5 protein-coding genes are annotated in these 7,877 nt (G+C 72.1%); all 5 read left to right on the forward strand.

Features of this window, described 5'->3' with window-relative positions; translation table 11 throughout:
• Window positions 1-55: 55 nt before the first annotated feature.
• A complete protein-coding gene (locus BMX97_RS17455) occupies window positions 56-1,150 on the forward strand; it encodes a PAS domain-containing protein (protein ID WP_091752626.1) in 1,095 nt (364 codons plus the stop codon).
• A gap of 154 nt (window positions 1,151-1,304) precedes the next feature.
• Complete coding sequence (locus BMX97_RS17460) at window positions 1,305-2,204, forward strand: LysR family transcriptional regulator (RefSeq protein ID WP_091752627.1); 900 nt, start codon at window positions 1,305-1,307, stop codon at window positions 2,202-2,204.
• A 189-nt stretch (window positions 2,205-2,393) separates the two neighbouring features.
• Window positions 2,394-3,809 carry an aspartate ammonia-lyase gene (gene aspA / locus BMX97_RS17465; protein ID WP_091752628.1) on the forward strand — a complete coding sequence of 472 codons (1,416 nt, stop codon included), beginning with the start codon at window positions 2,394-2,396 and terminating at the stop codon, window positions 3,807-3,809.
• A 168-nt stretch (window positions 3,810-3,977) separates the two neighbouring features.
• Entirely contained in the window at window positions 3,978-5,294 is a 1,317-nt protein-coding gene (locus BMX97_RS17470) for a dicarboxylate/amino acid:cation symporter (RefSeq protein ID WP_091752629.1), read from the forward strand.
• A 121-nt stretch (window positions 5,295-5,415) separates the two neighbouring features.
• Window positions 5,416-7,698, forward strand: a complete 2,283-nt coding sequence (locus BMX97_RS17475) for a CRISPR-associated endonuclease Cas3'' (RefSeq protein WP_091752630.1) — start codon at window positions 5,416-5,418, stop codon at window positions 7,696-7,698.
• Window positions 7,699-7,877: the final 179 nt, after the last annotated feature.

A 7,877-nucleotide genomic window follows, 5' to 3' on the forward strand; every position in this document is an offset into this window, starting at 1 on the left:
GATCGAATGAGATAAAACCGTCCATCAATCGAATCGAACACGGCGAGGACGACGCATGCCGACGCGTGCCCTGATGCGACAGCCCGCGACGTCCGAGGCGAACGCCGTGCCGTACGCGTTCTCGTCCCGCCACTTCCTCAAGCTCATCGAGGAGACCGGCAAGGTCGGGTTCTGGTCGGCCGACCTGCGCACCGAGCGGCTGAGCGCCTCGCTCGGCCTGTACCGGATCCTGGGGCTCGACCCGGCGATGGAGCTGACCTTCGGCTTCGGCCTCGACATGATCCATCCCGACGACCAGGCGACGCACCGCGACCAGATCGCGGTGCTGCGCTCCGGCCAGTCGGTCAGCCGCGAGTTCCGCATCGTCCGGCCGGACCGGACCCAGCGCTGGATCCTGCACCAGGCCGAGGCGATCCTGGGCCAGGACGGCGTGCCGTGCCAGGGCATGGGCGTGGTGTTCGACGTGACGGCCCAGCACGACGCCCTGCGGGCGCTGCAGCAGCGTCACGACCGGCTGAATGCCCTGATCGCCGCCACGGCCTCGGTGTTCTGGGTCAACAAGGCCAACGGCGAGCCGAGCGAGATGCCGCAATGGATGGCCCTGACCGGCCAGACCCACGCGCAGATGCAGGGCTTCGGCTGGCTCGACGCCGTGCATCCCGAGGACCGTCCCCGGACGCTCGCGGCCTGGACCACGGCGGTCGAGCACACGGCGCCCTACAACACGGATTACCGCGTCCTGTGCGCGGACGGGATCTACCGCTGGTTCAACGCCCGCGGCGCCCCGGTCCTCGACCGCGACGGCTCAGTGCGGGAATGGGTCGGGGTCTGCCTCAGCGTCCCGGGCCGGACCCGCTACGGCGCCGCCCCGTCCGAGGCGCCGGCCGCGGCGCCCCGCGCCGTGCCGGCCGCCGACGAGACGCTCACCCCCGCCCAGGTCCGGGGCGCCCGCGCCATGGCGGGCCTGTCGAAGGAGGAACTGGCCGCGCTCGCGAACGTCTCGGTCTCGACCGTCAACCGGCTCGAGGCGCCCGGCTCGGCGGTGCGGCCGCGCGCCGACACGCTCCTGGCGGTGCGGCGCGCGCTCGAGGCGTCCGGGGTGGCGTTCACCTTCGAGCCCGGGCTGAAACCCGGCCTGCGGGAGGCGTGAGGGCGCCGGAGACGCGGACCGGCTGCCTTGCCCGGCCGCTTCCCGTAAGGTGCAGCGCCTGAGCGAAGCCGATTTCCGCATCGCGAAGCGATCCGCTGGAAATCGTATGACGCGGCACGGGGAGCCCTCTCCTCCCCCCACCCGGACGAGCGCGATGGAACTCAAGTGGATCGAGGACTTCCTGAGCCTCGCCGAGACCCGCAGCTTCTCGCGCTCGGCGGAAGCCCGTGCCGTCACCCAGTCGGCGTTCAGCCGGCGCATCCGCTCGCTCGAGGTCTGGCTCGGCACCGCGCTCCTCGACCGCAGCACCTACCCGATCACGCTCACCGCCGACGGGCGCCAGTTCCTGGAGACCGCCGAGGAGGTGGTGCGTCTCCTCACCCTGAGCCGGGCGGATTTCCGCGCCCGCAGCGACGGCGCCGGGCTGCCGGTGGTGACGATCACGGCGCTGCACTCGCTCTGCCTGTCGTTCCTGCCGCGCTGGCTCGGGCGCATCCGCGACGCCCTCGGTCCCGTGGCGAGCCGGGTGCTGCCCGACAACTTCAACATCTGCGTCCAGGCGCTGGTCGAGGGCGGCTACGACCTGCTCCTGACCTATCACCACCCGGGCATCCCGATCCCCCTCGATCCCGAGCGATATCCGTGCCGGATCGTCGGCCGCGACAGCCTGGCGGCGGTGGCCGCGCCCCGCGGGCTGGTGCCGGACGCCAGGGGCCGCCTGCCCTTGCTGCAATATTCCCGCGGCTCGTTCCTCGGGCGGCTGGCGGGGATCGCGCAATCCGCCGAGGACGCGCCGGCGACCTACCCGGTCCATACCAACGAGAACTCGATGGCCGAGGCCTTGCGCTCGATGGCGCTCGGCGGCCACGGCATCGCCTGGCTGCCGCGCAGCCTGGTGGCTCCCGAGATCCGGGCCGGCGCGCTGACGGTGCTCGGCCGCGAGATGCCGATGGACATCCGGCTCTACCGCAGCGCCGAGCGCCACCGCTCCTTCCTCGACGAGGTCTGGGCCGTCGCCGCCGAGGACCCGCCAAACTATTCGGATGCGGAATAGTTCATGCCAACCATAGCATTGGCGGTCGGCACGATGCGGGATTATTCCGCCGCCATCCGCTGACGGCGCCGCGGTTCTCCCCGAACCGCCCCGCCCGATCCCGGCCTCGATCCATCCATCCGACGCGGGCTCGAGCCCCGGCACGCCTTCGGGCGCGCCGGAACGCGGCCGCGCGCGAGGAGCCTTGCCTTGACCGCCATCGCAACCCGCATCGAGCACGACCTTCTCGGCGACCGGGAGGTGCCGCAGGCCGCCTATTACGGCATCCACACCCTGCGCGCCGTCGAGAATTTCTCGATCACCGGCACCACGCTCGCCACCTGCCCCGACCTGATCCGGGCGCTCGCCGCGATCAAGCAGGCGGCGGCGCTCGCCAACCACGAACTCGGCCTGCTCGATGCCGCGCGCTGCGACGCCATCGTGGCGGCCTGCATCGAGATCCGGGCCGGCGCGCTCCACGACCAGTTCGTGGTCGACCAGATCCAGGGCGGGGCCGGCACCTCGACCAACATGAACGCCAACGAGGTGATCGCCAACCGGGCGCTCGAATTGCTGGGCGCCACGCGGGGCGATTACGGCCGGCTCCACCCCAACGAGCACGTCAACATGGGGCAGAGCACCAACGACGTTTATCCGACCGCCCTCAAGATCGCCGGGATCGGCGCGATCCGGCGCCTCGTCGACGCCATGGCGGCCCTGCGGGGCAGCTTCGCGGCCAAGGCGGAGGAATTCCACGACGTCCTCAAGATGGGCCGCACCCAGCTCCAGGACGCGGTGCCGATGACGCTCGGCCAGGAATTCGGCACCTACGCCCGGATGCTCGCCGAGGACGAGGCGCGGCTGGGCGAGGCCGAGCTCCTGATCCGCGAGATCAACCTCGGCGCCACCGCGATCGGCACCGGCATCACCGCCCATCCGCTCTATGCCGGCCTGGTGCGCGAGCGGCTCTCGACCATTACCGAGATCCCGCTGATCACCGCCGAGGACCTGGTGGAAGCCACGCAGGATTGCGGCGCCTTCGTGCAGGTCTCGGGCGTACTCAAGCGCGTCGCCGTCAAGCTGTCGAAGACCTGCAACGACCTGCGCCTGCTCTCCAGCGGGCCGCGGGCAGGCTTTAACGAGATCAACCTGCCGGCGCGCCAGGCCGGCTCCTCGATCATGCCCGGCAAGGTCAACCCGGTGATCCCGGAGGTCGTCAACCAGGTCGCCTTCGAGGTGATCGGCAACGACGTGACGATCTCCTTCGCGGCGGAGGCCGGACAGCTCCAGCTCAACGCCTTCGAGCCGGTGATCGCCTACAGCCTGTTTCGCAGCCTCGCCCACCTGGAGGCGGCCTGCCGCACCCTCGACGTCCATTGCGTGCGCGGCATCACCGCCAACCGCGAGCGCCTGCGCGCCAGCGTCGAGAACTCCATCGGCATCGTGACCGCCCTCAACCCGTATATCGGCTATCGCAACGCCACCGCCATCGCTATGGAGGCGCACGCCACGGGCCGGGGCGTCTACGACCTCGTGCTCGAGAAGCAATTGATGGCCCGGGACCAGCTCGACAGGGTGCTCCAGCCCGACCGGCTGACGCGCCCGCAGGCCCTCACGGCGATCTGACGATCGCCGCGATCTCGCGATCGCCGTGGCCCGAACGCGCCGCGGTCTTCCGGATCGCCGGCACGCACCGGACGGAAACGCCAGACATTCGCGGACGAACCCGGGGGCGCCAGATCGCGCCCGGGGTCTTTTCGCACATCCGTTCACCCTTGGGAGGAACACGAAACCATGGCCCACGTCGAATCGACCGGACGCTCGTCGAGCCGTCTGACCCTCTATACCGGCATCGGCCTGGCGCTCGGCGTCGCGGTCGGCGCGGTGCTGCACGGCATGGCCGGCAGCCCGGCCGAGGCGAAGGAGATCGCCGGCTACTTCACCATCGGCACCGACATCTTCCTGCGGCTGATCAAGATGATCATCGCGCCGCTCGTCTTCGCCACCATCGTGTCGGGCATCGCGAGCTTCGGCGACACCAAGGCGGTCGGCCGCGTCGCGGGCTTCGCCATGGGCTGGTTCCTCACCGCCTCGATCGTCTCCTTGTCGCTCGGCTTCCTCGTCGCCAACATCTTCCAGCCCGGCGCCAGCCTCGGCCTGCCGCTGCCGGACGCCGCGGCCCAGACGGGGCTCAAGGCCGCCTCGATCAACCTGCGCGAGTTCATCACCCACGTCTTCCCGACCAGCATCGTGTCGGCGATGGCGACGAACGAGGTGCTGCAGATCCTGGTCTTCTCGGTGTTCTTCGGCTTCGGCCTCAGCGCGATCGACCGCCGTTACGCCGACCCGATGGTCCACATGCTGAATGGGCTGGCCGCAGTGATGTTCAAGGTCACCGACGCGGTGATGAAGGTCGCCCCGCTCGCGGTCTTCGCCGCCATGGCCTCCGTCGTCACCATCCAGGGCCTCGGCGTGCTGATCGACTACGGCAAGTTCATCGCCGTGTTCTATCTTGGCCTCGCCGTCCTGTGGGCGCTGCTGATCGGCGCCGGCTGGCTGGTGCTCGGCCACAGCGTCGTGCGGCTCCTGCGCCTGCTGCGCACCCCGATGATCGTCGCCTTCTCGACCGCGAGCAGCGAGGCCGCCTTCCCCCGCACCGTCGAGGTGCTGGAGAAGTTCGGCGTGCGCCCCCGCGTCACCGGCTTCGTGCTGCCGCTCGGCTACTCGTTCAACCTCGACGGCTCGATGATGTACCAGGCTTTGGCCTCGCTGTTCATCGCCCAGGCCTTCGGCATCCATCTCGGCGTCACCGAGCAGCTGACCATGCTGCTCGTCATGATGGTGACCAGCAAGGGCATCGCCGGCGTGCCGCGCGCCTCCCTCGTCGTGGTGGCCGCCACCGTGCCGATGTTCGGCCTGCCCGCCGCCGGCATCCTGCTGATCATGGGCGTCGACCAGATCCTCGACATGGGCCGCACCGTCACCAACGTGCTCGGCAACGGGCTCGCCACCGCCGCGGTCGCCCGCTGGCAGGGCGAGATGCAGGAAGGCCCCGACGAGACGGGCGAGGCCCCCGCCGGGGTCGCGGTGCCGACCGGCAGGGCGGCCTGACCAAGGCGGCCTGACGGCGACGTGGACGGCGCGGCCGGCACCCAGCGCCGCTGGCGCGCCGGCTGCGCCCGTGCTGGTCTGGCCTCGCCGTCGCGGCGGACATGCGGCGGGAGGATCGGGCATGACGGGGATCTACGCTCACTCGGTGCCGGGCCGGCCGACCGCACAATGGGAGCCCCTGGCGGATCATCTCGCCCGGGTGGGCGACACCGCGGCGCGCTTCGCCGGGGTCTTCGGCTGGGGCGAGCTGGCGCGGCTCGCCGGCACGCTCCACGACGTCGGCAAGGCCTCGGAGGCGTTCCAGGCCTATCTGCACGGACGGGCGCCGAGCTGCGACCACTCGACGGCGGGCGCCCGCGTCGCCGCGGCCGACTACCCTCACCCGGTCGGGCGGATCCTCGCTACCCTCGTCGCCGGTCATCATGCCGGCCTCGACGACGGCGACGGGATCGACCGCCGGCTCGATCCGCGCCAGACCGAGATCCCCGCCTTCGACGGCTGGCAGAGCCACGCGGCGGCGCTCCCGCCGATGGCCCGGCTGGCACCGACGCGGCGCTTCGCCCGGAGCGGGCTGCCGGGCTTCACCGACGCATTCCTCATCCGGATGCTCTTCTCCTGCCTGGTCGATGCCGACTTCCTGGAGACCGAGCGCTTCTACGCCGGCGCGCGGCCGGTCCCCCGCGGCGGCCATCCCGGGATCCCCGCCCTGCAGGCGCGGCTGCGCACCCACATGGACGCGGTGTCGGCGGCGGCATCGCCGAGCCGGGTCAACGCGGTGCGGGCCGAGGTGCTGGCGGCCGTGCGCGAGCGGGCGGCCCTGGACCCGGGCCTCTTCACCCTCACGGTGCCGACGGGAGGGGGCAAGACGCTGGCCTCGCTCACCTTCGCCCTCGACCACGCCGCGCGGCACGGCCTGCGCCGGGTCGTCCACGTGGCGCCGTTCACGGCGATCATCGAGCAGACCGCCGCGGTGTTCCGCAGCGCGCTGGGCGAGGAGGCGGGCATCCTCGAGCACCACGCCACCTTCGACTGGCAGGCGGCCCGGTCCCGGGACGATGGCACCCGGGACGACGGGACCGGCCTCGATCCGGTCTCGCGGCTGCGCCGCGCCGCCGAGAACTGGGACGCGCCGGTCGTCGTCACCACGGCGGTGCAGCTCTTCGAGAGCCTGTACGCCAACCGCACCGCGCGCTGCCGCAAGCTGCACAACCTCGCCGGCAGCGTCATCGTCCTCGACGAGGCGCAGGCGATGCCGCTCCCCCTGCTCAAGCCGTGCCTCGCCGCGATCGAGGAGCTGGCCCGCAACTACGGCGCCAGCGTCGTGCTCTGCACGGCGACGCAGCCGGCTTTGCGCCGGATCGACGGCTTCGCGGCCGGGCTGCCGATCGACGACACCCGCGAGCTCGCCCCCGATCCGCCCCGGCTCGCCCGCACCCTGCGGCGCGTCGCCGTGGAGCGCATCCCCGGTCCGACCCCGGACGAGACGGTGGCGCGCCGCTTCGCCGAGGCGCCGCGGATGCTCTGCATCGTCAACAGCCGCCGGCATGCCATAACCCTGTTCGACCGGATCGCGCCCCTGCCGGGCGCCGTCCACCTGAGCACCCTGATGTGCCCGCGCCACCGCCGGGCCGTGCTCGACGCCGCCCGCACCACCCTGCGCGGCGAGGCGCCGGTGCGGATCGTCAGCACCTCGCTGATCGAGGCGGGCGTCGACATCGACCTGCCGGAGGTCTGGCGCGCCGCGACCGGGCTCGACGCGGTGGCCCAGGCCGCCGGGCGGTGCAACCGCGAGGGCGCCCTCGCGGGACCCGGGCGCGTGGTCGTGTTCGATCCGGCCGACGCGCCGCCGCCCCGCGCGCTCGAGACGGCCCGGCGCGCCGCCGAGGAGGTCCTGCGGACGCGGGACGACCCGCTCGCCCCGGACGCCATCCGGGCGTATTTCCAGGAGGTCTACTGGCGCCGGGGCGAGCACGCCCTCGACGCGCCGCAGCTCGACGGGGAGCCCTGGCCGATCCTGCCCGCCCTCGCCGAGCGGGCGACGACGCAGGCCTTCCCCTTCGCCCGCATCGCCCGGGCGTTCCGCCTCATCGACGAGGCGATGGAGCCGGTCATCGTGCCGTGGCGCGCCACCCCCGACGACGACCGGGCGGAGACGCTGCTCGCGCGGATCGCCGCCATGGACCGCCCCCTCGGCGACGACCTGCGCCGCCTCCAGGCCTACGTCGTGCCGGTTCCCCCGGCCCTGCGCGCCCTCTGGCTGGCGCGCGGGCGCCTGCGGCCCGTCCACCCCCTGCTCGAAGGCGCCCTGCTGCGCCTCGACGACATGGCGTTCTACGATCCCCGCACCGGCCTGCGCCTGGAGGACGACGCCTACCGCGCCCCGGAGGACAACATCATCGCGTGAGGCCGTCCCCGTGAGGGGGCGACGGCCAGGTACCCCGGCTTGCCGGCACGCCTTCTTGTTTCGATCCGCGCCCCCGTGAGGGGGCGACCATCTGAGGGGGCGTCAATGACCCCCGAGATGCTTGTTTCGATCCGCGCCCCCGTGAGGGGGCGACCTCTTTCGCTGCACCAGCGCGCCGC

Source organism: Methylobacterium sp. ap11 (assembly GCF_900110515.1).
Classification (GTDB): Bacteria; Pseudomonadota; Alphaproteobacteria; order Rhizobiales; family Beijerinckiaceae; genus Methylobacterium; species Methylobacterium ajmalii.

Excerpts from the sequence above, each read along its gene's own strand:
- BMX97_RS17455 (WP_091752626.1), top strand. The coding sequence starts at position 56 with ATGCCGACGCGTGCCCTGATGCGACAGCCCGCGACGTCCGAGGCGAAC.
- BMX97_RS17460 (WP_091752627.1), top strand. The coding sequence starts at position 1,305 with ATGGAACTCAAGTGGATCGAGGACTTCCTGAGCCTCGCCGAGACCCGC.
- BMX97_RS17470 (WP_091752629.1), top strand. The coding sequence starts at position 3,978 with ATGGCCCACGTCGAATCGACCGGACGCTCGTCGAGCCGTCTGACCCTC.
- BMX97_RS17475 (WP_091752630.1), top strand. The coding sequence starts at position 5,416 with ATGACGGGGATCTACGCTCACTCGGTGCCGGGCCGGCCGACCGCACAA.